Origin of the sequence: Psychrobacter sp. 1044 (assembly GCF_904846525.1) — a bacterium.
Classification (GTDB): Bacteria; Pseudomonadota; Gammaproteobacteria; order Pseudomonadales; family Moraxellaceae; genus Psychrobacter.
This window is the reverse complement of sequence record NZ_CAJHAZ010000003.1, coordinates 123,084-149,023: the sequence shown is the minus strand read 5'-3', so window position 1 is coordinate 149,023 and position 25,940 is coordinate 123,084. Positions and strand designations below refer to the sequence as shown.

The 25,940-nt window shown below is 42.7% G+C and carries 24 protein-coding genes; 9 read left to right on the top strand and 15 right to left on the bottom strand.

From position 1 onward, the window contains the following. The first annotated feature begins 103 nt into the window (after positions 1–103). Both JMX82_RS03185 and JMX82_RS03180 read left to right on the top strand, forming a co-directional pair. Positions 104–397, top strand: a complete 294-nt coding sequence (locus tag JMX82_RS03185; protein WP_045456426.1) for a GNAT family N-acetyltransferase — start codon at positions 104–106, stop codon at positions 395–397. Between the two features lie 375 nt (positions 398–772). After that, on the top strand, positions 773–1,066 hold the full coding sequence (locus JMX82_RS03180; protein ID WP_055123632.1) for a 4a-hydroxytetrahydrobiopterin dehydratase: 294 nt from the start codon (positions 773–775) through the stop codon (positions 1,064–1,066). A gap of 121 nt (positions 1,067–1,187) precedes the next feature. On the opposite strand, the gene JMX82_RS03175 is transcribed toward JMX82_RS03180, so the two are convergent. Continuing rightward, a complete protein-coding gene (locus tag JMX82_RS03175; RefSeq protein ID WP_021814049.1) occupies positions 1,188–1,343 on the bottom strand; it encodes a DUF1328 domain-containing protein in 156 nt (51 codons plus the stop codon). A 560-nt stretch (positions 1,344–1,903) separates the two neighbouring features. Between JMX82_RS03175 and JMX82_RS03170 the strand changes: the two genes are divergently transcribed. From JMX82_RS03170 to JMX82_RS03160, 3 genes are all read left to right on the top strand, one after another. Beyond that, complete coding sequence (locus JMX82_RS03170) at positions 1,904–3,196, top strand: saccharopine dehydrogenase family protein (protein WP_201539444.1); 1,293 nt, start codon at positions 1,904–1,906, stop codon at positions 3,194–3,196. Positions 3,197–3,684: 488 nt separating this feature from the next. Then, positions 3,685–4,521, top strand: coding sequence for a hypothetical protein (locus tag JMX82_RS03165; protein ID WP_201539443.1), 837 nt, complete (start codon positions 3,685–3,687; stop codon positions 4,519–4,521). Between the two features lie 454 nt (positions 4,522–4,975). After that, a complete protein-coding gene (locus tag JMX82_RS03160; protein WP_201539442.1) occupies positions 4,976–5,392 on the top strand; it encodes a hypothetical protein in 417 nt (138 codons plus the stop codon). A gap of 174 nt (positions 5,393–5,566) precedes the next feature. Here the strand turns inward: JMX82_RS03160 and JMX82_RS03155 are convergent, their stop codons facing one another. Next, positions 5,567–8,116, bottom strand: coding sequence for a Tex family protein (locus tag JMX82_RS03155; protein WP_201539441.1), 2,550 nt, complete (start codon positions 8,114–8,116; stop codon positions 5,567–5,569). 425 nt (positions 8,117–8,541) lie between these two features. On the opposite strand from JMX82_RS03155, the gene ompR reads away from it, so the two are divergent. Then, entirely contained in the window at positions 8,542–9,300 is a 759-nt protein-coding gene (ompR, locus tag JMX82_RS03150) for a two-component system response regulator OmpR (protein WP_201539440.1), read from the top strand. 122 nt (positions 9,301–9,422) lie between these two features. Further along, entirely contained in the window at positions 9,423–10,676 is a 1,254-nt protein-coding gene (locus tag JMX82_RS03145; protein ID WP_201539439.1) for a CobW family GTP-binding protein, read from the top strand. Positions 10,677–10,738: 62 nt separating this feature from the next. On the opposite strand, the gene JMX82_RS03140 is transcribed toward JMX82_RS03145, so the two are convergent. From JMX82_RS03140 to ubiG, 4 genes are all read right to left on the bottom strand, one after another. After that, the gene (locus tag JMX82_RS03140; protein WP_045443167.1) at positions 10,739–11,005 is read right to left on the bottom strand and encodes a DksA/TraR family C4-type zinc finger protein; all 267 of its coding nucleotides are present in this window, start codon (positions 11,003–11,005) and stop codon (positions 10,739–10,741) included. A gap of 161 nt (positions 11,006–11,166) precedes the next feature. Further along, positions 11,167–12,003 carry a YciK family oxidoreductase gene (locus tag JMX82_RS03135; protein ID WP_201539438.1) on the bottom strand — a complete coding sequence of 279 codons (837 nt, stop codon included), beginning with the start codon at positions 12,001–12,003 and terminating at the stop codon, positions 11,167–11,169. Positions 12,004–12,102: 99 nt separating this feature from the next. After that, positions 12,103–12,813: an HAD family hydrolase gene (locus JMX82_RS03130; RefSeq protein ID WP_201539437.1), complete on the bottom strand. Its 711-nt coding sequence runs from the start codon at positions 12,811–12,813 to the stop codon at positions 12,103–12,105. A gap of 75 nt (positions 12,814–12,888) precedes the next feature. Continuing rightward, positions 12,889–13,728 carry a bifunctional 2-polyprenyl-6-hydroxyphenol methylase/3-demethylubiquinol 3-O-methyltransferase UbiG gene (gene ubiG / locus JMX82_RS03125; RefSeq protein WP_201539436.1) on the bottom strand — a complete coding sequence of 280 codons (840 nt, stop codon included), beginning with the start codon at positions 13,726–13,728 and terminating at the stop codon, positions 12,889–12,891. 449 nt (positions 13,729–14,177) lie between these two features. On the opposite strand from ubiG, the gene JMX82_RS03120 reads away from it, so the two are divergent. Then, a complete protein-coding gene (locus JMX82_RS03120) occupies positions 14,178–14,798 on the top strand; it encodes a thiol:disulfide interchange protein DsbA/DsbL (RefSeq protein ID WP_045443155.1) in 621 nt (206 codons plus the stop codon). Positions 14,799–14,999: 201 nt separating this feature from the next. Here JMX82_RS03120 and yjgA read toward each other — a convergent pair whose 3' ends face one another. The 8 genes from yjgA to mazG all read right to left on the bottom strand — a co-directional run bounded on the left by yjgA (position 15,000) and on the right by mazG (position 22,726). Beyond that, positions 15,000–15,518 carry a ribosome biogenesis factor YjgA gene (yjgA, locus tag JMX82_RS03115; RefSeq protein ID WP_045443152.1) on the bottom strand — a complete coding sequence of 173 codons (519 nt, stop codon included), beginning with the start codon at positions 15,516–15,518 and terminating at the stop codon, positions 15,000–15,002. 100 nt (positions 15,519–15,618) lie between these two features. After that, entirely contained in the window at positions 15,619–16,584 is a 966-nt protein-coding gene (gene rapZ, locus JMX82_RS03110; protein ID WP_201539435.1) for an RNase adapter RapZ, read from the bottom strand. A 42-nt stretch (positions 16,585–16,626) separates the two neighbouring features. Next, a complete protein-coding gene (gene panC / locus JMX82_RS03105) occupies positions 16,627–17,535 on the bottom strand; it encodes a pantoate--beta-alanine ligase (protein ID WP_201539434.1) in 909 nt (302 codons plus the stop codon). A gap of 41 nt (positions 17,536–17,576) precedes the next feature. Continuing rightward, positions 17,577–18,377 carry a 3-methyl-2-oxobutanoate hydroxymethyltransferase gene (panB, locus tag JMX82_RS03100; RefSeq protein ID WP_201539433.1) on the bottom strand — a complete coding sequence of 267 codons (801 nt, stop codon included), beginning with the start codon at positions 18,375–18,377 and terminating at the stop codon, positions 17,577–17,579. Positions 18,378–18,516: 139 nt separating this feature from the next. Further along, a complete protein-coding gene (gene folK / locus JMX82_RS03095; RefSeq protein WP_201539432.1) occupies positions 18,517–19,038 on the bottom strand; it encodes a 2-amino-4-hydroxy-6-hydroxymethyldihydropteridine diphosphokinase in 522 nt (173 codons plus the stop codon). Beyond that, positions 19,031–21,307 carry a polynucleotide adenylyltransferase PcnB gene (gene pcnB / locus JMX82_RS03090; RefSeq protein ID WP_201539431.1) on the bottom strand — a complete coding sequence of 759 codons (2,277 nt, stop codon included), beginning with the start codon at positions 21,305–21,307 and terminating at the stop codon, positions 19,031–19,033. The genes folK and pcnB overlap by 8 nt, the downstream gene beginning before the upstream one ends. A gap of 166 nt (positions 21,308–21,473) precedes the next feature. Continuing rightward, positions 21,474–21,848: a ComEA family DNA-binding protein gene (locus JMX82_RS03085; protein WP_109590655.1), complete on the bottom strand. Its 375-nt coding sequence runs from the start codon at positions 21,846–21,848 to the stop codon at positions 21,474–21,476. Continuing rightward, on the bottom strand, positions 21,845–22,726 hold the full coding sequence (gene mazG / locus JMX82_RS03080; RefSeq protein WP_201539430.1) for a nucleoside triphosphate pyrophosphohydrolase: 882 nt from the start codon (positions 22,724–22,726) through the stop codon (positions 21,845–21,847). Before mazG ends, JMX82_RS03085 begins: the two co-directional genes overlap by 4 nt. Positions 22,727–22,902: 176 nt before the next feature. Here mazG and JMX82_RS03075 point away from each other — a divergent pair, with 176 nt between their 5' ends. After that, on the top strand, positions 22,903–24,390 hold the full coding sequence (locus JMX82_RS03075) for a phosphomannomutase CpsG (protein WP_227676271.1): 1,488 nt from the start codon (positions 22,903–22,905) through the stop codon (positions 24,388–24,390). A gap of 106 nt (positions 24,391–24,496) precedes the next feature. Here the strand turns inward: JMX82_RS03075 and JMX82_RS03070 are convergent, their stop codons facing one another. Further along, positions 24,497–25,927 carry a UDP-glucose/GDP-mannose dehydrogenase family protein gene (locus JMX82_RS03070; RefSeq protein WP_201539429.1) on the bottom strand — a complete coding sequence of 477 codons (1,431 nt, stop codon included), beginning with the start codon at positions 25,925–25,927 and terminating at the stop codon, positions 24,497–24,499. Between the last annotated feature and the right edge of the window lie 13 nt (positions 25,928–25,940).

Sequence of the window (25,940 nt, the reverse complement as noted above, 5' to 3'; positions counted from 1 at the left end):
TATTTGGTCATTCAAGCTCTTTTCATTTAAAAATACGCTTGATCCATACCAAAAAAAACCAATAATATTTAATGATAATAATCAATAATAACGGAGAATATCCATGAAAAATCAAAACTCTGAACAAAACCTAACCATTACCCATGATGAACAAGCTAAACGCTTTGAAACCTCTATTGACGGTTATACTGGCTATATTAGCTATCAAGAGCGTGACGATACATTAGTTTATGATCATACTATCGTACCTCAGGAGCTAGGCGGGCGCGGTATTGGCTCAGCATTGGTCAAGCATGCCCTCAACTATGCTCGTGAACAGAATAAAAAAGTGATACCACAGTGCTCATTTGTCTCGTCATATATCAGCAAACATCCTGATTACCAAGACTTGCTATAGTCCACTCCTTAGCAATAAGCCGTAGAAAATGTAGCATGCTAATAAGCACCACGATTTCTTTAGAAATATTTTAAGCATTTATTATGGTTCAGCTTGGCCAATAAAAATGGAACGTTAATACGCTACTACCCTCCTATTTATTTGCTATCTGCCCTCGTATATTTATCTTTGAATATATGGCAAGATAGCAAATATAGGTGGGTTTTCTGACCTATAATGCCGATAGAACAAAAGGTCTTTACAGTGATGTAATAGCGTCAATGATACAACTGAAAAAGAGGATTGAAGTTTCGTACAATAGCTTTGACAGCTACAATGTAGTGCCTGATATAGTTTTTAATAAACCAAATCAACATAATAATAAAGGTGATTAATATGAGTAGTTTATCTGATAAGCAAGTAAATTTGCAGCTAGAAGAATTGCCCGGTTGGCAGCGCGAGGGCAATGCTATCGTAAAAACATATCACTTTAGCGATTTCATCGAAGCCATAAGCTTTATGAATCAAGCAGCGTTCCATGCCGAAGCGCTCGAGCATCATCCCGAATGGCGCAACACGTATAACGTGGTAGAGGTGCGCTTAACTACTGGCGATACTGGCGGTATAACCAGCCATGATATTCGTCTGGCGAAACGGATGGAACACATAGTCCAGCCGAAACGTTTATAGTGATGTGTTTGTTTTTATAATGTTTATAAAAATCCTTTATTAGTAAATACATTATTAAATACCAAAAAAAAGTCCTCAATTGAGGACTTTTTTTTGGTATTTAACAATCTACAGGTATTAATTACATCTTGCGGCTTACAAATGCCACAATAAATAAAATAACAGCGACTGCTAAGAAAATATATGCCAAATTAGCAGACAATCCTGCGACACCGCCAAAACCCAATAAACTTGCTAACAGTGCGATCACGGCAAAAATAATAGCCCAGCGAAACATAACCTTCTCCTTAAAAATTATTATTAGAAAACCAGATATTTAGATTGATGCAATGGACAAGTATTAATAAGAAATAACTACTATTATTAATGAGTACCTTGCTCTCTCTAAGATTCCTTTTTCTTTACTTGTTGTTTTTTTGATATTTATTAATTTTTTAACCATTAATACTGCTTACGACCATAGATTAGCAATATTTATCTTTAGAAAACGTTCATTTTGGTAATGATATCGGTAGGTTATGTAACCTTTGTAGCAAATCTTAACATCGAACCTTTTTTTCATCCCTTTATGGGAGTTATGTGTATAGATGGTTAGTTATCACTTAGCCATCAACATTTTCATCATATAATCTGCTATAAACAGTAACTTACAAGTCATTTTTACTGGTCAAAAATACTTTAATATATCTTTTTCAGGCAGATATAAATCTGAGTCATGACTTATATAGATAATATGATTTCTATCAAAAAAAATCAGACTTCAAATTCTGACTGTTAAATGGCAATAAATTTTAAACGTCACACGACTCATCAAAATAGCTATTAAGGATAATAAATATGGATACCAATACTAATACGGATACCTCAAACAATACACAACAGCGCAGCGATGAAAAGCGTCCTTACGCGGTCGTCTTATATGGTGCAACCAGCTTTGTTGGTCAAATCACAGCACACTATTTAACAGAGTTTTTATCTAATACTAAAGACAAAGATGGCGCCGATGTCACGTGGGCGATTGCTGGGCGTGATGAAGCAAAACTGAACGACTTGCAATCTAAACTTGGCAGCACTGTCGATATTATTCTTGCTAATAGTGACGATGCGGATAGCCTTGATGAGATGACCAAACAAACCCAAGTCATCATTTCAACCGTCGGTCCTTATCTTAAATACGGTGAGCCGCTGATCAAATCTTGTACCACTCATGGGACAGATTATGTCGACCTCACTGGTGAAGCTATCTTTATCAAAGATATGATGGACAAGTATCAGGACGCGGCAAAGCAAAGCGGCGCTCGTATTGTCAACTCGTGTGGCTTTGATTCGATTCCATCGGATTTGGGCGTCTACTTTACCCAAACCCAAGCAGAAGAGAAATTTGGTCGCGCCTGCGATGTGATTCATATGCGTGTCAAAGCGGCGAAAGGCGGTCTATCAGGTGGCACCATTGCCTCGATGGCGACTATTTTTGAGGAAGTCGGAAAGGACAAGTCACGTCGTAAGCAGGTAGCAAATCCTTATCTACTCAATGATGATAAAGATGCGCCAAACGTGCGCCAAGCTAATGTCAGTAAGCCAGAATACGATAGTAAGCACAAACGCTGGCTTGCGCCTTTTGTCATGGCTAGCATCAATACCCGTATCGTGCATCGCACCAACCAATTGCTTAACTATGAATATGGTCGTGACTTTAAATATGACGAAGCAATGTGGATGCAAGATGGTGTAAAAGGTCAATTATCAAGCTATGCAATGAGCGCCGGCTTGTTTGGATTTGCCACTGCTATGATGGTCAAACCGAGCCGTGAATTATTAGCTAAGCACGTGCTACCCAAGTCAGGTTCTGGTCCGTCTGCAGAAGAGCAAGCAAACGGCTACTTTGACATTCGCCTCTTTGGAGAAACGGCTAATAAAGACACCATCAATACGAAAGTAACGGGTGATAAAGATCCAGGTTACGGCAGTACCTCGCGTATGCTAGCGCAAGCAGCGTTATGCTTAGCACAAGATATCAGCAAAGAAGAAATTGGTGGTGGTTTTTGGACGCCAGCCTCTGCCATGGGTAAGCATCTACTAGCGCGTTTAGAAGAGCATGCGGGTCTTAGTTTTGAAGTTGTCGATTCGTAAGATGACCCATTTATAAATCGAAGCAATCTACTTCTTAATATCTAAGTAATGACCGTATCTTAGCAACGAGATACGGTTTTTTATTGCCTATTTTTTCTCATTATTCACATTGCAATCTTTTGAGCGATTGTTAATAAATAATAATAACGTGATTCTTTGGTAAATGATATTGCCAATTCTTGCCTTTTTAATACATTAAGCTACACATTTCTAGAGTAATGTCACAGCCATATTGCAGTGAATGACGTAGGATAAAAAACTTAGGATAAAAGAAGTTAGGCAATTTTTTATCCCATATTTTTTTACTACATATTGTATAGCAGCTTTGAGAGGAATAATTGGCTCATTAACATTTTATTTAGGCTTTAAACGCGTCAGAGTAATTTTCTAGTGCAATAAAAATCATATTAATAAAAATTAAGTTTTACTTATCTATCATAAATTTGGAATAAATCAATAGACCCTCATCCAATTAAAAGGACATAATAATGAAAATGAATATATTAACCGCTGCTGTGATGACATCCAGTCTTGCTATGTTTGCAAGCTCTGCTAACGCCGCTATGACTACCGATAGCCACGGCAATGTTGGCTATGACAGTTATGAGGAGTGTGTGAGCGCTGTCAAAGATGGTTCGGCCAAATTTTATACCCCTTATACTTATCAAAATCCAAAGCGCCAAGCAGGTGAAGCGACTGTCAAAAAAATGCGCTTGTCTGAAGTAATGATTCCTCAAACAGTGGTCAATGCAAACAACTTAACAGCCAGTGATTACTCAGCAGGTGCTTGTGATTTAGGAGTTGGGCAGTCAAATGGTCGCTATGGTGTTTCGGGTGCATTGGTTGGGAAATACGTCCCTATCGCCGCTGATATGCCTGTCAATGTCTATATGGATAAGGCTGGCAATCCAGTACGCTTAAGCATGCAGCAGTGCGATAACCACTTCGGTGCCAAGTTTCCAACGCCTATTATGAGCGAAACAAAAGAAGCTACAGCACCAGAAGCACAACTCGCGATTATCGAAGATCGCCGTGTAGAGCCTGTCATCGTTGAAACCACACGTGTTATCCGCCCTACTAAATATAGTGTCAAAGAAGTCATCATCGTACCGAAAGATCAAATCAAGCGAGTAAACACAGCGTCAGGTACAGCCATTGCTATCGAAGACGAGGCTAACCGTACTGTAATCGTTGGTGAAGAAGCAGATGCGGAGGTCATCGACAATACTGAAATCAATCAAACCTTCCCAGTCATTCGTGTTCCTAGTAGCATTCAACAACGCGTCGTTGATTCAAACACTGGCAAGTATATCGTTATTGAATAAGACTTTAATGAAATACAGACGAACGAGATTCGTTGAGACATCATTGCTATAAAAATTAGAGATATGAAAGTAGAAAATAATGCTATTTTCCTATCTGACAATAACCATACAATAGTTGCACAAAGTCACCTGCTAACATCCGTCTGTTAGAATTTTAATCTATGGACTACTGAACTAACGCTTGTTTAATTGGTATTCTCCCTTTTAGATTTTTATCACTGATTTAGGTCAGCTTATAAAGCTCTTTATCCAAATCCATCATGATAGTCTCTTAATGGTTATCATGATTTTATTTTGTCTACCAATTAAATGTTAGATATATTAAATATATAGATTTGAATTACTAAATGAATGTGTGATATGCAACGGCTGTATACAGCAGTTAGCAACATAAGCGTCAAGTTTGAAATTTTTTAAACTGACATTATAAGATTGTAAATTAAGGAATTGATTAATGAAAAAAAGTACTCTATCTTTATCGCTACTGATCGGCGCTGCGCTCACTATCCCAAGTTTGGCTATGGCAGCACCTGCTGATACTGCGGCAGTAGATGTGCAAGCAGCGGCTACCGCCACCACACTTGAGATGGAAGGTGACAATACAAATAATGCCTCAGCAGACAATCAATCTAGCCCATTTCAGATTAGTGAGACACAGATTATCTCAAGAGCAAACGTTAACAACAGTGCTGAGCAAGAAGCAATGGATGCCGAGCAGGAGTTGATTCAAGATTCTGAAGAAGCGATGCAAGAAGCAATGGATGCCGAGCAGGAGTTGATTCAAGATTCTGAAGAAGCGATGCAAGAAGAAGACTCGTTAGACACACAAGAAGAATTACAAGAAGCTGAAGAAGCCACAGAAGAATTATAGAATACGAAATAAAGTACGATATGAACCCCGCTGTTAACTGAAATCACGCAGAAGAGGTTATTCAGCGAGTTAGGTTTGAGCAGTTATCAGTGTTCATTAACAATTTCTACTTTTAAATAAATTCCATAAAAAAGGCAGCCTAATGGCTGCCTTTTTTATCACTATTAATATTAACTATTTTTTGGTTTTAGTCACACCAGCTTCCTGTAACAGCGCCCCAAGCGTACCCATTTTGCTAGGTGCTTCTGCTTTATCAGCCCTTGGCGCTTTGCTACGATCATTATTAGCATTGTCTTTATCCTGACGATTACCGCGAGATTTCGACGGGCGCTTGTCAGCCGCTGGACGGCTACTGTTCGGGCGTTTGCTATTTGCATGATCGCTACGTGGACGACTGACTTTCTCATCATTACCAGTACTTTCAGCCGCTTTCGCTGCTGAGCGTACTGGCTTTTCGATTTCAGGTTTCATACTAAAGCCAATACGACCACGTTTTTCATCGATAGAGATGACACGTACCGAGACGATATCGCCAGGCTTGACGCGGTTCATCGGGTCAGCGACAAAGTCATTGGCCATTTGTGAGATATGTACCAAACCGTCCTGATGGACGCCAACATCAACGAAGCAACCAAAGGCTGTCACATTGGTCACCACGCCTTCAAGCTGCATGCCCTCGCTCAAGTCTTTAATACTGTTAACGTCTTCACGGAAGTTAGCAGTCTTAAATTCAGGACGTGGGTCGCGTGCTGGTTTGGCTAGCTCCTCGATGATAGCAGTTACACTAATATTGTCATCATTAGCAGCCAGTGCAGTGGTATCTATCGTATTTAATATGCCGTCATTACCGATGACTTCTGGCAATGCTTTACCAGTTTGTGCCAATAAGCTATCGACCAGCGCATAGCTTTCTGGATGCACACCAGTGGCATCAAGGGGATTACTACCACCATGGATACGCAAGAAGCCTGCTGCTTGTTCAAAGGTCTTAGCGCCTAAGCGTGGAACGTTTTTTAATGATTCACGACTGTCAAAAGCACCATGCTCTTTACGATAGGTCACGATTTGCTGCGCGACGTTTTTATTCAAACCAGCGATATGTGCCAAGATAGCAGGGCTTGCGGTATTTACATCAACGCCAACCGCATTTACGCTATCTTGCGTGACTTTATCAAGACTATCTGCCAATTGTGTTTGGTTAACATCATGCTGATATTGACCAACGCCAATGGCTTTTGGATCAACCTTGACCAATTCTGATAAAGGGTCTTGCAAGCGACGGGCGATAGAAACCGCACCGCGTACCGAAACGTCTAAGTTACCAAGCTCATCAGTGGCAAGCTCACTGGCTGAATAGACAGAAGCACCTGACTCATTGACGATAACTGACTTGGCTTGTAGCTCAGAGTTGGCAGCCAAAATTTCTTTAATCATCGCATCTGTTTCGCGGCTCGCCGTACCATTACCGATAGCCACCAAATCAACGTGGTAAGTACTTAATAATTCATCGATGACTTTTTTGGCTTCATCCATTTTATTATCAGGGGCAAATGGATAAACGGTTGCGACGACAGGCTTGTCTTCACTGTCTAACATAACGTGACCTTGAGCATCGACGATGGCCATTTTTACGCCATGACGAATGCCAGGATCAACACCTAAAATCACTTTACGACCGGCAGGCGCTGACATTAATAAGTGCTGTAAATTATTAGCAAACACGTCAATCGCGTCAGCTTCAGCGGTCAGACGTTTTTCTGTCAATAAACGGTGTTCAATATGCGGACGCCATTTGTCTTTCCACAAACTCGTCGCCGCTTCTGTCAAAAACTCTTGACGCTCGGCTGGAGCTTTTGTATCAACGTCAAAATGCTTAATGATTTTTTCGATAAAGGGTGCGTCTTCGCCTTCGATTTTAAGACCTAAGACGTTTTCTTGACGACCACGTAGCATCGCTAATAAACGATGATTCGGCAGACGCGCAAGGCTTTCACTATGCTCGAAGTAATCTTTGAATTTCTCGCCGACTTCACGTTTTTCTTCACTGGCAACGGCAGATACGATACTCGCCGTCTTGGCAAAGCCACTGCGCAAGTTGTCTAGCAAAGCCAAAGCCTGCGTCCATTCATCAACGATGATGGCTTGTACGCCAGCCAATTGCTTGGTGATATCGCTAAAATCAACTTCGATCTCATTACCACTATCATCGGTAATGCTAGATTGTACTTGATAGTCTGCTAGCGCATCGGTCGGCGTGATTTCTTGCGTCAAGACGGCTTGCGCTGCCACATCAAGACCAGCAGCACGTGCTTTGGCAGCTGGTGAACGACGACGCGGGCGGTATGGCAAGTAGATGTCTTCAAGCTCAAGTTTCGACGTCGCATTATCGATACGCGTCTGCAGCTCGTCAGTCAAATTGCCCTGCGTGCTGAGCAGCTCGGTAATTTTGAGGCGACGGGTGGCCATGTCACGCTCATAATTAAGAGACTTCTCAAGCGCGCGCAATTGCGCATCGTCAAGATTCTGCGTCTTTTCTTTACGGTAACGGGCAATAAATGGAACGGTCGCGCCTTCATCGTAAAGTTTGACAAACGCATTGACTTGAGCAGTCTTAATGCCAAGCGCGCGAGCAAGCTTGTCGTGAATATTCGCGTGTGTGGTTGCATCCAAAACCTGTGCATTTGTCGAGGTTTGAGATGGCGTTAAGGTATCAGTGCTACTCATAGACGTATCAATCGTTGAGAAATGTAGTTTTGCATTATAGCAAAAGCTGCATGAATAAAAATCCTTTTTATCTTTTCGTTATTTATCGCCTGTTTTCTAGCAAAAATCGTCTAATATCGTCCGTTCTTGTGCCTTGTTAAACAAACGCATACAGCATTTAGCATTATCATTGATGCAATTATTACAGCAATCTTATACACTAAAGTCTTAATCGTACAAATATTGCAGTTTACTACTGTACTGAACACTAGTTTGTTATATTTATTTATTTTTAGCAATTGATGGAATGGTTTTTAGCTAGCAGCACTAATATTGTTACCTTTATGGATGCTTTCCTGAATTCTATTTTTATTAACAAAGACATTTACCCTTGTATTTTTAATCACAATTTCTACCAATAATAATTTTTATAAGAGGATGACTGTATGACAGATAACAACAGCCCTGATACCTTAACTCAGCGAATTTTAGTCGTTGATGACGATGCACGCTTGCGCTCTTTATTACAGCGCTTTCTAGAAGACGACGGTTTTGTCGTCCGTACGGCTCATGATGGCAGTCAAATGGACAAACTGTTGCAGCGTGAGCTTTTCTCATTGGTGGTACTCGATTTGATGCTGCCAGGCGAAGACGGCATCAGTATCTGTAAACGTCTACGCGAAGATAATGGCGACATTCCTATCATTATGCTAACAGCCAAAGGTGGTGATGCCGATCGTATCGCTGGTCTAGAAGCGGGTGCAGATGATTATCTGCCAAAACCCTTTAACCCCAAAGAGCTGTTGGCTCGTATTAAAGCGGTATTACGTCGTCAAAATCGCGAGCTGCCTGGCGCACCAAGCCATCAGCTTGAAGTGGTTGAGTTTGGACCGTGGACGCTTGATTTATCGACACGTACGCTTAAACGTGACGGCAATGTTGTTACCTTAACAACAGGTGAGTTTTCGGTGCTAAAAGCACTGGTGCAGCATCCACGTGAGCCATTAACCCGTGACAAACTGATGAACCTTGCACGCGGTCGTGAATGGGGTGCGATGGAGCGTTCTATCGACGTACAGGTATCACGTTTGCGTCGTTTGATTGAAGACAACCCGTCACAAGCGCGTTACATCCAAACCGTTTGGGGTGTAGGCTATGTATTCGTTCCTGACGAAGCCGAAGTAGAAACCGTTAAAAGTGAGTAACTTTTGACTAAGTGTGTCCTCATTTCGAAAATTCCGATTATCGATTGAATTGACGACACACGCTAATATCATTTCCTTTTAATATAGGCCGTGTTTGATTACTCACAAATACGGCCTATATGATGAGTGTCTCTGTGAAAAAACCTATTATTTTTCAAAACATACCCTGCACCTTGGTGACAGGGTTTTTGGGTGCTGGCAAGACCACAGTGATTAATCAGCTGCTTGCTATCAAACCTGCCGATGAGCGCTGGGCATTACTGATCAATGAATTTGGTCGTATCGGTATTGATGGTGCGCTGCTGGCAAGCGCACAAGATAGTAAGCCTGAGCAAGATAATATTGCGATACGAGAAGTTAGTGGTGGCTGTATTTGTTGTACCAGTCAGCTGCCATTACAAATTGCTATCAGTCGGCTACTTAGTGAGCATCATCCACAGCGGTTGCTCATCGAACCCACAGGGCTTGCTCATCCACGTGAGCTTATCATGCAGCTCAGTGCACCTCATTGGCAAACAGCGCTCAATATGCAGGCAGTAATAACGGTACTGAGTGGCGTACAATGGCAGCAAGATAAATATCGTCATCATGACGGTTTTCAAGCGCATGTCCGTGATGCCGATGTGTTGGTCATTAATCGCTATGCTCAATTGAGCGATAGCGAAAAACAAGCACTGCAACAATGGATAGCCAAGCTCAATGCACAGGTAAAAATTATTTGGGCAGCATCTGAGCAGATATCTCATGATACAAATGACTCATCCAATATTCTTTTATCAGAATCAAGCGTATCAGAGTTGAAAACTCAGCTAACCAAGCCCAGTCAGGTTATCTCGAAACAACGCATAGTCAATATTGTTCACCCTCAAAAATCGATTACTAGCTTGCAACCACAGAGTAATGCCCTATCGATATCGACCACCTTGTCATCCGACGCTTTTACAAACAAAGATGATGCGCAGACCAGCACAGATATTGAGCTACCTTATCGTTATCATGAGAAACAACAAGAGTTACAGTTGGCGGGTTGGCGACTGCCAGCGCACTACATATTAAAAGCGGATGAGTTACAGAGTTGGTTATTAATGCTACCGAACTGGCAACGTATCAAAGGTGTGGTTCATACGTCTGATGGCTGGCTACAAATCAATTTTACCCCTGACAGCTTAACCACCAGTACGGTTAGCGCACAAGTTGATAGTCGGCTAGAGATTATATTACAGTTGGAGGCAAATGCTAATAACGACAACGATACAGCAGTAGAAAGCGACCGCTCAGAAGAAAAAGATAGGACAGCATTTTTATCTTCTATAGAGACGCTACCTTCTATCGATTGGGATACCTGCGACCGTGAACTAATGGCACTGGTTATATAGTAATAGACAAAAAAAGGGCAGACATTGCTGTTCGATATAGCAATGTCTGCCCTTTTTCTTTTTTAACGTAATTGACTGTCTTTGCTACCGCGCCGGTTAAACAACTCAGCGGCTCTCGCCTCTTGTTCAAGTTCTGTCTGACAGCTGACGCAATGCTGAATACCAGGCACTGCTAACCGCCGTGCTTCTGGAATAGGCTTGCCGCATTCATCACACATTTCGGCACTGATGCCAGTTGGCAACGCACGTCTTGCCCGCTCTAATGCATCATTTACCGTTGCATCCATTTGCTCATGCTCAGCACCATCTCTTGACCAACCACCTGCCATAATCCCATCCTATTTATTATCATTAGATATTACAAATCGCTTTAATAACAAATAGATGGGGTTGTTTATAATTAATTGCAACCTACTAGAGCATGCCTCAATCTGAAAGTAAGCGAATAAATACCCTAAATAATGACATTTCCTAGCAAAAAATCACATGGCTAATCTTTTGGCTGTAGCTCAACCACTTGCCCGCGTACCCCGATACTGGCATCACTCATTAAACAGACATAGCCTGCCATGATATCTTCAGGCGTTTTTAAGCTCATAGGGTTTTCTCCTGGATAAGCATGCGCACGCATATTGGTACGAGTACCACCAGGATTGACACAGTTAAAACGTAAATTAGTCGTATTCTGCGTCTCTTGGGTAAAGATATCACTCATGCCTTCTACGGCTTGCTTGGACAGCGCATAAGCACCCCAGAACGCGCGAGGATGTGTACCGACCGTGCTAGAGGTGAAAACAATAGAGCCATTCTCAGCATCTTTAAGTAATGGTAGCAGTGCTTGGGTGAGCATAAACGTCGAGGTAAAGTTCACCTTCATAACTTGTGCAAAAGTATCGACGTCATACATCTCAAGTGGGGTTAGCTGCCCAAGCATGCCCGCATTGTGTAAGATACCATCGAGCTGACCGACTTCTTTATTAATCAACCCCTCTAACTGCTGCATCTCAGCATAAGTTGCTCCTTCTAGATTCATCGGTAGCATGGCAGGCTGTTTGCCACCAAGACTTTCAATCTCATCATAAACATATTCAAGCTTGCTGCTGGTACGTCCCAATAACAGGACTGTCGCTCCATAACGAGCATAAGTCAGCGCGGCAACGCGGCCGATACCGTCACCTGCCCCCGTGACCAAAATAGTCTTACCATCTAAACAATTATCAGATGGCACAAAGTTGCGAATATCGTTATGAGTTAAAGGTTGAATTAGACTTTGAACGGTTTTTTGGTTGTCTTGCTGATTAGCCGGCTGATTAATATTGTCACTCATGGCATTGCTCACTGCTTATCGTTTAATAGTTGGGAAGCTAAGTATTTATCGTGTTTCTTTAAAAACATAGAGTGTGTTGGACTCGATTTATAATTTGATTTATAAATAGTCAAATTTACCAGAAGAGAGTAGCAGTTTATTTAATTGCTCAGGCGTATCAGTAATATAATCTGCACCCCATTTCTTTAGGTTTTTTTGATCTTCAGGCGGAATATAACCATAAGCAGCTAGAATCGTCGGCATGCCAGCCGCATTACCAGCTTCGATATCACGGATATGGTCGCCAACATAAATCACACTTTCAGCGGCGCCGCGAGGGATACCAAGCTTCTCTAACGCCGCATACATAGGCTCTGGGTCAGGTTTTGAGCGAGACACATCATCAGGACAAACCAAAGCAGAACAGCGCCCGTCTAACTGCATCTTTTCTAGTAACTTCTCTGCCAGATAACGCGGCTTGTTGGTCACAATACCCCATGGCACCCCTTTTTCTTCAAGAGCAGTCAACACGTCTTCTAATTCAGCGAACACACAACTATCGACGCATATCTCAGCTTCATAATCATCTAAAAACTGTTGGCGAAACTCCTGCAAAGCTTCTTCGCTAACCTCAATTTGATCGTTATGACGTAGCATCAACTGTACCATCGCTGAGGCACCAGCAGAAACTTGCTCGCGAATTTCTGTTTCAGGGGGTGCTTGCCAATCATTTTGGCGGCTCATTTTACCGATAATACGGACAAAATCAGCAGCCGTATCGATTAATGTCCCATCGAGATCAAATAAAACCGCTTTTACAAATTGGCTCATAGTGAATGCTCTTAATATAAATAAGGTGTTGAGTGAAATAGTATGGCATGAAAACAACCAAATACGGCATTCAGCTTAAGCCAGTGGCTTGTGTACTGCTATCATGTAATTGACATCGACATTTTGAGCCAGCCAATAACGCTTGGTCAGCGGATTATAATGCAAGCCAATAATATCTTGACGTGTGAATCCAGCGTCAATTGCCATTTTGTCTAGCTCAGCTGGCGTGATAAATTTGCTATAATCATGAGTGCCGCGATCGAGCAAACGCAATACATATTCTGCCCCAACGATGGCAAATAGATATGATTTAGGGTTTCGATTGATCGTCGATAGCACGCAAACACCGCCTGGTGCCAATAACTCAAAACACGCCTGCACAATCGAGCTGGGATCAGGCACATGCTCGAGCATCTCCATACAAGTCACCACATCGAACTGACCTGCATGAGTTTTGGCTAGTTCTTCTACTGGGATATGCTGATAGCGCAGCGTCTCATGTAAAGCGCTTTGCTCTGCATGCAGCGCTGCCGCTTTCAGATTTTCGGTACCCAAATCAATCCCTGTCACATCCGCACCGCGACGTGCCATAGACTCTGACAATATACCGCCGCCACAGCCGACATCGAGCACTTTTTTCCCAGCCAAGCCAGTTTCAGCCGTTTTATGAATGTCCGTATCAGCACTGTCATTTTGATAACTGCGCTTGACGTTTTCTTCTATCCAATTTAAACGCAGTGGATTTATTTCATGCAAAGTCGCAAATGCACCCGTCTTACTCCACCATTCGCTTGCCAACTTATTAAACTTATCGACTTCGCTAGGATCTACATTAATGGTGGTAGCCGTTGTATCATCAAGACTGCTGTTTGCTTGCTCATTCAAAAAAGGCGAGGAAGATAGAGCTGAGCTCATTGTATTTTTCCTTTATTGTCATTATCGTTTTAATCATATACAGTGCACAATTATGTACCTAATATTAGCATGAGAGCGGCAGCTTTGTCGTGAGTACATCGTCACCGATTGTGAATGGTCTTAGCAAACGTTCATATTTTCTGTACAGTTTTTTTAAATGACAGATGCCTCAAACAGTCTAAAACCTAAATAATAAAACGCTAAAAAAATTCCAAAAAACGCGGTGAAATAAGCCTTAAATAATGGCTCACAGCTTTACAACCATTAGTTAAGAATCGGATTCACAAGCGACCATGTTTTACGTTATTATAGTCGATACGTCGCTATAGTTCGATTATACTCGACACTGTCTCGTTTGGGCACTTTAAAAACCTGTGCGCTATACCCAAAACCATACGATACTAAAACATCTCAACAAACCCGAAGTTTTCACACCTCAAGGATAAAGTATGAAACGTGTCATCACACTGACTGGTCTGGCCATGGCCATTGGACTTGCCACTATGGGCGCACAAGCTGCCGACTATGTCGCCGGAAAAGACTATCGCGTGCTAGACAATCCAGAAAAAATCAGCGGTGATGCTATCATTGTTCGTGAGTTTTTTTGGTATGGTTGCCCGCATTGTAACGTTCTTAACCCGCACATGGAAAAATGGGCTAAAAACAAAGACAAAGACGTTGCCTTTTTCAAAACGCCAGCAGCGCTTAACCCTGTCTGGGAAGCCAACGCTCGTGGTTTCTATGCCGCTCAGCTGCTAGGGTTTGAGGACAAGACTCATGACGCGCTATTTGATGCCATTCACAAAGATGGTAAGAAAATCTTTGATCAATCATCATTAAGCAAATGGTATGCATCGAAAGGCGTTAATGAGAAGAAATTCAATAGCCTTTATAATTCATTCGCTGTTGGTACGAAAATTGGTCGTTCACAAGCAGGCGCTAAGCGTTATCAGCTCTCTGGTGTGCCAGCAGTCGTCGTACAAGGCAAATACGTTGTAACTGGTGAAAGCGCTACTGTACCTAAAGTCGTTGACTATTTGGTTGACAAAGTGCGTGCTGAAAAGAAATAGGTTGAGTACCGTTATAAATTAAGTACCGTTATAAATTAGGGACTAGCATTTATCCACAAGTGCCATTTGGACATAAATGCTCTTACCCATAAAAAAGCCAATCACTTGATGATTGGCTTTTTTTATTTGGATACTAAATTAATTTATAAGTGGAGATATTGTATAAATAGTGGTCAAAGCTATTTAGCCGCTATCACCTTATTATTTTTCTTTTTTCAATTGCGACAAAATAGTGACTTCACGAATATAACTGGCTAAATCCGCTTTAGACTCTGCCATCAGCTCATCATCTTGGGTATGTTTGGCGTACTCAATCCATAACAGTAATTGATACATACTATTTTGTTCAGATGCTTGGTACTGTTTAACGAACTGCTTAAGCGTCCCTTCATCATTAATATTTAAACGCTCAAACCAACTTTCTATTTTTGAGACCTGTTCTTTAGGGAAAAACGCATCAAATAATGCTTTTACCAATTCGTGGCGGTTTTCTTCACTAATAAGCTTACCAACGCGCTTGGTTTGGCGAATACGAGCATTAGCGCTGGTGATATCGGCCAATGCCATGAGTTCTGCCATAAAATAGTCACTGGCTGGCAGATTTTTGAGCTGCTTTTTCGATAAGCTGGCAAGTGGTATCGACAACTTCTGCAAGCGCTCATGGGCTTTTTTGAGTTCAGTGCGCGAGACGCGCATATCCTGTTCTTTCCAGTCAATCATAAAAGCTTTCCAAAATAATAAATAATAAAATTAACAGGGGCATGTCCTCATTTTAGGAATAGTGATAAAAATGAAGATATGCCCCAGTGTTTACCAATAACTACCAACGATTTTTTTCACGATGTTTCGCCAGCACTTTTATACTTTGCGGCATAACATCGCCAAGACGACGTTGTAAATTATCGGTGATGAATACTGAACGATGCTTACCACCAGTACAGCCAATAGCCACTGTCACTGTATGGCGGTTATTGTGTAAAAATTCGGGCAACCAACGGGTTAAAAACTTATCTATATCATCAGTCATCTCAGCCACTTCTGGATAGTCGGCAAAGAATGCGGCAACTTCCATGTCTAGACCTGTCGAAGTACGCAATTCAGGGTTCCAATGCGGATTCGGCAAAATTCTCACATCAAAGACAAAATCTGCATCAATAGGACTGCCATATTTAAAGCCAAAAGACAGCAGATTAATCACAATCTGATTGTCCACGCCGACATGTTCACGCAAGCTGTCTTTCAATTGATGAATATTCAAATTGCTGGTATCAATTCTGATATCGGCATGACCTGCGATAGGCTCTAACAGCTCCACTTCTTTTTTAATCGCGGCAGGTAGATTAAAAGCAATGTGCTTGGCATTGTCACTATCGATATCCTGTGACATCAGCGGATGTACGCGGCGTGTCGCATTAAAACGTGCTATCAAGGTACTTTCTTGCGCGGTCACGTACACTACTTTGACCGCATGCGCCCCGTATGTTTTCTTTAAGGATGCATGCATCTCTAAAAAGTTGGATAGGTCCGCTCGCGGTGTTCGAATATCAACACCAAGCGCAATACGACGAATCCCACTTTCATTGACCAATTTATGCGCAGCATCCGGCAATAAGGATAACGGTAAGTTATCAATAGAATAATACCCTAAATCTTCTAAGATATTCAATACTGAGGTTTTACCTGAGCCTGAACGCCCTGATACCACTAGGATACTGAGCTTGTCGGTTGCTATTTTACACGCTGCCTGCTCAGATTGACTGTTATTTTCACCCTGACTCACATCCATGATTCACCCATTCTAGTCCATTGCATCCTGCAAATTACTATGTCACAACGATTGATCCACCGTCACCAATTGATTGTCTAACAAACGTGCACGTCCTAGCCAAGCAGCGACTAAAATCATCAAATTCTCATTTTCTGCATTAAAAGTTACAGTATCATTGGTGAGTGACTCTAGCGTATCGGTTTTAATGTCTAAATAATCAATAATGAAGCCAGCATCCGTAATACGCTGATGCGTTTCTGCTAGCAACGACTGAACAACTTGTTGGCTCTGTTCGCCTTTTTCTAACTGCTTTGCTAAATATTGTAGCGCTTGATGGATAACAGGTGCTACCTCACGTTCATTAGCACTTAAATATTGGTTACGTGATGAAAGCGCCAAACCATCTGCAGCGCGGACAATAGGTGCTCCTATAATTTCAATGGGATAACTTAAATCACGTACCAATTGTTTAATAATCGCTAATTGCTGATAGTCTTTTTGTCCAAAAATAGCCATATCCGGTTGTACGATATTGAACAGTTTAGATACGACAATACCAACACCGTCAAAATGGCCAGGGCGTGATTGACCACATAATTGAGTGGTAATAGCACCTGCAAGAACGGAAGTCGGTGGCGGTAAGACTTGGTACATCTCTTCGATACTGGGCGCAAACACATAATCAGTATCGACCGTTGCTAGTTTAGCGACATCCTCATCAAGCGTGCGAGGATAACTATCAAAATCCTCTCCCGCACCAAATTGAGTAGGGTTGACAAAAATACTAACCACCACGATATCAGCATGTTGCTTGGCTATTTTTACTAATTCAAGATGACCAGCATGCAGATTGCCCATCGTTGGCACTAAAGCGATGCGCTGTGGGCCATCTTGATTGTCAGTTTTTTGTCCACGATAAGACTGTAAAGCCGTACGCAATGCGGAGATATGATGATGAATGATTGGCATGGTTAACTATTCTTCTACTGATAATCGTAAAAACTAAAATGTTAGCTAAACTGGTGCTGCTCGGTTGGGAAGCTGCCTTCACGTACTGACTGCTGATAAAGGGCAAATGCGCCTTCGATACTGTGCGCGCTATTACGCTCATCGGTCAAAAAGTCATGAATAAAGCGCGGGACACGGCCGTGTGCCATACCTAGCATGTCATGCATGACCAACACTTGACCATCCGTATCTGCACCAGCACCAATACCAATAACTGGCACTGCGACGGCTTCTGTCACTACTTTTGCAAGCTCAGCAGGTACGCACTCTAACACTAGCAGCGCAGCACCTGCCGCAACGACTGCTTTCGCATCAGCAAGCAATTTATCAGCCGCTTCGTCACCACGACCTTGGATTTTATAACCACCAAACACATTGACTGATTGCGGTGTTAATCCTAAATGCACACAAGTAGGCGTCCCTGCTTGCGCCAAAGTCGCGATTAAATCGCAAAGCTCACTACCACCTTCAATCTTAATCACATGCGCGCCCGCTTGCATCAGCTGGCGACTATTGGCAACCGCTTCTGGTAGGGTGACATAGCTCATAAATGGTAGGTCAGCCAATATCAGCGCGTGTTGATTGCTACGTGCAATATTGGCTGTATGATAAGCCATGTCATTGACAGTCACGGGTAACGTTGAGTCATGACCTTGCACCACCATGCCCAAACTGTCACCGATTAAAATGGTATCAATCTCTGCTTTTTCCATCATGCGTGCAAACATCGAGTCATAGCACGTTAAGCAAGTGAACTTGGTGCCATCTTTTTTGAATTTTTTTAAAGTAGATAACGTCGTCATATGATCCTCGATTAACCTTTAGTACCTTTAGCTGTCTCTAGCTATTATTCTGATTGTGATCAAAACTTTTAGCAATCGTTTGGTATAGGTGATTTACCTTAAAAGAGGTGAACGCTGTCACTCTTTTATAATAGATTGGCTACAGTAGTTTTAAGCCTGTCCAATCTTTGCTAGGCGGATAGTCATCTATCGATTTGCCAGCAATGATAAGCGCTGGGGTTAACTCTCGCAGTGGTAATAAGACAAAATTACGCTCAAACAATCCAGCGTGCGGTACGGTTAATTGTGGCTCAGTGATTTGCGCTTCACCGTATAACAAAATATCGACATCCAAACTACGCTCACCCCAACGCCGTATTCGTGCACGCTTAGCCTCTTTTTCTAACTGTTGACAGTAGGCAAGCAACTCAAAAGGTGGCAATATCGTCTCAAACCCAGCGACGGCATTAACAAAATCAGGCTGATCTTGCGGCCCCATAGGCGCTGAAGCATAAAACGAAGAAACACGAACCGCACGTATTTGCTTATGCTCTTGCATCGCGGCGATTGCCTGCTGCAAATGTTCTACTGGTGAACCCAAGTCGTTAGACAAATTGCTACCCAAACCTACGTAGCAGATTACCCAATTCGCGTTGCCCGCATCGTTAGTAATATTAGACATTGTCAGTACTAGGTTGGCGACGGCGACGTTTCGATGGGATAGGGCCTTTATTGTCATTTACACTACTCATACCAACATTGCCGTTAGCAGCTTGGCTGGTTTTAGCAGACTTTGCTTCTGTCGTTTTGGCTGGTTTTTTAGCACTTGCAGGTGTCGTAACCTTCGCCACTTTTTTGCGCTCAACCGTTTTTTTAGCCGGAACATCTGTTTTATCAGTAGGCTGGGCTGCTGGCTTAGGTGCTTTTTTTGCATACTTTGCTGCAACTTTAACATCGTTGTTAGTCGTTACTTGCATCTCTGTATTACTAGCAAGATTTATACTCTCTACACTCGGCTGACGACGGCGACGCTTATGGGGTATCGGCTCGTTATTCATACTGACGAGCGCAGGCGATCTTGCTACCGAACGAGCCACAGATGAAGGCATAACCTCTGACTGTGTTGCTTTTGGCTGCTGAGCTTGATTTGAGCGATCAGGCTTACTGTCAGCCTTATTATAAGAGTTAGCATCAGAACTGATATCCTGATTTTTTAGCGCTTTCTCAGCCGATACACTCTTATGGACAGGTTTTTTCTGCGCAGCCCCTTGACGACTATCAGGTTTATCACCATTTGATAGCTGCTTCTGCAATGGTGGCACAACTTTTTCGTGCTCAATTACAAAGAGTGGTGCAGGCTTGAAATGATGGCGTTTATTTGCCGCTTGGTTGCTGCTATTGGCAAGGGATAGCTGTCGTAACTGAGCAAGCTCATGGCTGTCTTGACTTACTTGCTGCGATTCATAGTACTTGTTGTTATTGCTACCAGATTGCTTAACAGAGGCTGATTGACTGACAGCGCGGCGACGGCGTGCTGGAATATTTGACGGGTCATTTACCATATTCTGATCACTCCTACCCTGCTCAGCAGTATCATTGGCTTTGCTGTGCTTGGTATTTTTTTGATGAGATATTGAGTGATCGATGCTATTTGACTCTGAATTTTGATGATTACGCCCACGACCACGCTGCGCTTGTTGCCCTTTTTTATACGCACCGCGACGAATATTTTCATCAAAATCATCAATGGCTTGCTGCTGCTCTCGTTCAGACAATGTCTGATAAGTCTGCCACCAATCGCCCATACCATTGGTCGACTCTGATAACGGATGCTCAGCATCACCGCATTGCTCACGCAATAACAAAAAGTCAAAACCTGCGCGAAAACGTGGATGCTCAGAGAGTTGGACGATTTGTTTGCTACGCGGGGCTGCAAGTCTTGGCTGCAATATCCAGATATCACGGATAAACTGCTCTGCAAATTTAGGAATCGCGGTCTTGATACGTTGACGATCAATCACTTTACCAGCGGCGTGCATTTGCGCTTCAGCAAACGGCATATTGCGCTTCTTGGCTTTTGCCAACTGATGCAGATAGTTTTCCCATAATAGCGCGGCATAAAAGAACGCCGGATTGATACTTTTGCCCGCAGCAATACGTTTGTCGGTATTAATAGCGACTTGATTGACCAGTGCACTCGGCTCAGATGGTGGATAGATAATTAAGCTATCAATCGCCCCCGACTCAAACAATAGCGGCAATAATGGCACCAGATAACCGCCAGTAAACATCTTCTGGGTTTCATCATAGAGACGATGCGGTGATATTTGCTCAAGCAATGCCCAGTTGCCATCATGAAACTGAACGGCTAACTCGTCATCAAACTCAAAACCGAGCTTGGCTTTGAAACGTAAAGCACGCAACAAACGTACTGGATCTTCTTCGATACGCACTGGCGCATGGCCGAGCAGACGAATGATTTTATTATCAATGTCGTCAAGCGCACCGCAAAAATCATGAACCACACCTTTAAGCGGTTGATAATAAAGCGCATTAATAGAGAAATCACGACGAGAGAAGTCTTGTTTGATATCACCCCAAACATTATCACGCAGGATCATACCGTCTTGATTGGTATTAGCATCATTGGTTGGTGGACCACGGAAGGTAGCAACCTCAATCAACTCACGGCCTGAATACACGTGCGCCAACTGAAAGCGACGACCGATAATGCGGCAGCGCTTGCCAAAGACGTCTTTGATCTCATGCGGCTTGGCATCAGTGACAGCGTCAAAGTCTTTTGGACGCAGACCTAATAAAGTATCACGCACACCGCCACCGACGATATAGGCATCAAACCCAGCTCGGTTTAAGGTGGCAATCACTTCAGTAATGGAATTGGGTAATTCAGATTTATTCAGTTCTAACTGCTTGGCGGCACGCTCGGCCATGCATCTACTCCTCGCCGGTATTCTTTAACCACCCCTGATGAACACAGCGTTTATCAGGCGGATGTACCTGCTAGTTTAACAAATTTTGCGCCTAGTAGGTGTGTTATGACTGATACTTACGTGCTATTTTGTCAATATTGGGGTTAATTAAAGCAAAATACTGCCCTTAATCTTGTACGCGTAAACGTCCTCGATTTTTCTCAACCGTTTTTGCACCAATACCTTTGACCTTTGCTAACTCATCCACTGTCTTAAAATTACCAAACATCTCACGATATAAAATAATCGCTTGGGCTTTGCTGCTGCCGATACCGTTTAATGAAACGAGCTCGCCTTCACTAGCACGATTGATATTTACAGTGGCTTGGTCACGTACCTGTATTTTGGCACTTTCTTGCGCCAATAGATATTCATAAGCCCTTTGAGGATTATCAAAACAAGGCGCAGCTTGAACACTGTTCAACATAAAAACCGCCAATATTAAACTGACAACAGCCATATTGACTAAGCTAGCAAACGAGGCCGTATGATAAGCGTTCATGACGATCGTTCATATTGTTTCGCCGCTTCCCATAGTGCATCCATCTCGTTAATATCACTATCCTCTAAACGCTTACCAGCCGCGGCTAACTGCGCTTCAATATAACCAAAACGTGATTTGAATTTATGCACACACGTTAAGGTGGCTGCTTCTGCATCAAGATTGAGTTTACGCGCCACATTGACGAGCGCAAACATACAATCACCCAGCTCTTTTTCAATATCGCTAATATTGGCTTTGCTTGTGTTATATTCAGCAGCATCTTTTGATTTATCTATCAATTCAGCCTTTAACTCGGCAATCTCTTCATCTAGCTTATCAAAAGCACCGCTAACGCCCTCCCAGTCAAACCCTAACTTTGACGCCTGTTTTTGTACATCTTGCGCTTGCATAAGCGCACTGCCCGCTTTGGTATTGTCTAAACGACGTTTTGGTTTGCCTCGTGCCTCGCGCGCTTGCTGCTCTTCCACTTTAATCTCATCCCAACGAGCTTTTACCGCCGTGTCATCTTCAAGGGTTTCAGCCTCAAATACATGCGGATGACGACGAATGAGCTTTTCTTGTAAAGTGGTGATAACATCGCTCATATTAAAGCGACCTTGCTCCGCATACATCTGACAATGAAACACCACTTGCAGCAGTACATCGCCTAGCTCGCCTTTGATATCCTCATCGTCATTACTTTGTACCGCTTCGCCTAGCTCATAAGCTTCTTCGATGGCATACGGAATAAGACTGTGATTGGTTTGTTTTTTATCCCACGGACAATCAACACGTAGCCGTGCCATCAAAGCCAATAAATCGTCTAATTCACCGCTGGCGACAGGCGTTCCTTGCACAGGCTCAGGTAATGTGGTTTGTTTTTTTAGAATACTCATAAAAAGGCTCTTATATTTTTTTTAATCATTGCGTCGAATATTTATCGCCTAACAGAGCGACAGGCATGAGTACGACTCATTTAGCAGTTAGTGTATCATTGAACCTTGATTGGCTTATAATCGTGCTATCTGCTTTATTATTTTATCATTGCCCACGTGCAAGGAATTTTATCATTATGTCTACGTCTGCGACCATTCGTTATCAGCCAGAAACTGCATTTAATCCCATTATTATTGATTCATTTAAAGCTTATGATATTCGTGGCGAGCTTGGGGTAAATCTAAACGAAGCCATTGCTTACCGTATTGGTCGTGCTTTTGCACAGATTTTATTTCAGCGTTATGGTGCGGCGGTTGAGGCTCATGACAATGATATGGTAAATCTAAAACCTGCCATCGTTATTGGTAGTGACATTCGCCATTCAAGCGAGCAATTAAAACAAGCGACCATCGCTGGTATTGTAGATGCTGGTGTCAATGTGATTGACTTGGGCATGAGCGGTACAGAAGAGGTCTATTTTGCCACCAGTTATTATCAGGCATTGGGTGGTATTGAGGTCACAGCCAGTCATAATCCTATTAACTATAACGGCTTAAAATTGGTTAAGGAACACTCAAAGCCGATCAGTGGCGATGATGGTTTGGCAGAGATTCAAGCATTGGCAGAGTCTGGGAAATTTATCACTAAAAACCGATCAGGAACGTTGCAATTATTAACTGATAAAAGCGCTTATATCAATCATGTCATGACTTTTATTGATACCGATAAGCTCAAATCGCTTAAATTAGTGATTAACTCAGGCAATGGTAGTGCGGGACCCGTAGTTGACTTGTTGATTGAAAAGCTTGCACAAGCTGGTGCGCCAATTGAAGTGATTAAACTGCATCATACACCAGATGGTAGCTTCCCCAATGGCATCCCCAACCCTATGATTGAAGCCAATCGAGTGGCGACTCAGCAAGCTGTTTTGGAAAACAAAGCAGACCTTGGCATTGCATTTGATGGCGACTTTGACCGCTGCTTTTTATTCGATGAACATGGTGAATTTATTGATGGCAGTTACATCGTCGGCATGCTTGCCCAAGCATTTTTGAATAAGTACCCAAATGAGTCAATCGTCTACGATCCACGGGTCATTTACAATACTGAAGCCGTGATTAAAGAACATAACGGTAAGGCTGTCATCAGTAAATCTGGACATTCATTTATTAAGCAAGTCATGCGTGACTCTGGCGCGGTTTATGGCGGCGAGATGTCTGCCCACCACTATTTCCGTGACTTTTTCTATTGCGATAGCGGCATGATTCCATGGCTGCTCACCATTGAGCTGTTGTCTGTCACTGGTAAGACTTTATCAGAATTGGTCAGCGGCTATATTCAAGCCTATCCAAGTTCAGGCGAGCTTAATTTTCGACTCACAACAAATGGTGCGCCAACTATTATTAGCGCTATTGAGGAAAAATTTAGCAGCGAAAATCCGACCAAATCGACGCTCGATGGCTTAAGTCTTAACTTCAGAGAGTGGCGTTTTAACTTGCGCGCATCGAATACCGAGCCACTAATCAGGCTTAATATCGAAAGTCGTGGTAACAAAGATTTGCTCAAAGTCAAAATACAAGAGATTCAGCAATGGCTTGCTAGCCAAGGTGCTGTACCAGCGTAAACGAATACGATTTAATATAAGTGATTTCGACTAAAAATCAAAAAAGCTCGCTGATAATTATCAACGAGCTTTTTTAGTAACTGAAAAACTTGAATCTTGAATAACGCTATTTAGACCGACCAATACCCATATAATCGCCTACCAGACTATCGATCTGTAATCGAGTCAGAGCATTTTGTGCATCAAATACTGGCATCGCGTGTTGATTAAGCTTGGCAATATCTAGTTGATCTTGTGGCGACCAACTAATGATAAAAATCGCCTGTGCGGCACTTAGCTGCTGATAAGGATTATTAATCAATTGCAGTAATGATTGCTGCTGATAAAGCATGGCAATCTCATCTTGTGCTTTATCGCTATACACCAAAGTACGAATATTATAAGACCATAATAACGCTAACAATGGATGTATGGCTGAGCCTGCGGTACGTCCTGACCCTGATTTATAACTACCGCCCCAAATCATCACCGTTTTATTGTCAATAAATCCATCAAAATATTGCCAGAATTTGCGGAATATCAGCTCTTTTTGGTCTTCGTTGATGTGCATGACTGACTGCAACAGCGGCAGCTCTAAACTGTGCGTTTGGCTGGACTGCTGTAACTTAGCCAGCTCGGTCGGTAGTGTGTTACCACCAAAGCCCCAGCCTGCTTGCAGATAACTGCTGCCGACCCGCGCGTCTAGCCCCATGATACGACTGACTTGCTTGATATCTACCTGTTGACTGTCCGCCAAGCGTGACATCTCATTCATAAAACTCACTCGCGTCGCCAGCATCGCCATGATACTGCTACGGGCAAACTCTATCGTTGCGATATCAGCGTGATGAGCGGCACGCGCATGCTGCATTAACGGCTTCAATACTTCTAGATGCTGGCTACTGTTGGCTGTTTTTTCACCAAGCAACCACAGTGAAGGATTCAACATTGAGCTATAAGCATCACCGTCTTGCAAGAATACAAACGGCACATAGTAGACCCACGCGCGCTGCAAATTTTGCGCCAGTGCTGAGACAACCCCTAGTTTCTCAATGCCACTTATAATCACGGGTAACGATTGCTGATGGCTGTGGTTGAAGGCAGTAATCCAGCTGGCTTCTGCCCATACTGGCTTGATACTGTCTAAAAATAACCAATAAAGCGCAACGGTGCTTTGGTCGTCAACCTTACTAATCTCATTGCTCTCATTGCTCTCATTAATGTGACGACTGTCGCTAAAATTTGCCGTTTCATAATATTGTATTAACGTGTCAGCGCTAGCTGGTAATGCTGTACTGATAATAACCTGCTGCTGCTCATACATCTGCCACAGTGCTTGCAAATGATGCTCAAAGCTGTATTGTTGTATTTGCTGCGTCAATAGCTCAATACCTGCATAAAGATGCACGCGCTGACCTAGACTTGCCAGCACCACGGCGCTAGTAATGGCCTCAATGCTATGACCAATAAGCACACAAACTTGCTTGCTTGCAGTGCTTTGTGGTTTAGATTCATGCGTATATTTAGGTGTATTGTCATTTATAGAAACAGCGCTCATGCGTTCACCTTTA